This window comes from Parasutterella secunda (genome assembly GCF_024733725.1).
GTDB lineage: Bacteria > Pseudomonadota > Gammaproteobacteria > Burkholderiales > Burkholderiaceae_F > Aphodousia > Aphodousia faecalis.
In genome coordinates, this window is record NZ_JANRHP010000028.1 from 1 (window position 1) to 287 (window position 287).

Consider the following 287-nt stretch of genomic DNA (forward strand, 5'->3'; position numbering starts at 1 on the left):
ATTCTGAATCTCGAACGATTCTCAGAAAGCTAGAGTTCGCTCGCCAACTTCATAATGCTACCCTGGGTACTGCCTTGGGCCAGTTGCAACAACTTCGTCAAGATAGCGAATGGGAAAAAGCTTGCCTAATGCCTAAAGGTAAAGAAAGGTCTGAACTATTCAGAAAATTGGACAGGAAATACCAACTGACCGAATACGATTTGCATACTGTGATTGCTAAACATCGCCAGAGGAGCGGACGCAAAACAGAGCTGGGGATCAATGAAACACAGAAAATCGCCACGCGA

1 pseudogene is annotated in these 287 nt (G+C 45.3%); it reads left to right on the top strand.

Features of this window, described 5'->3' with window-relative positions:
- A pseudogene (locus NW199_RS08740) lies at nt 1-287 on the top strand (hypothetical protein); the annotation flags it as partial.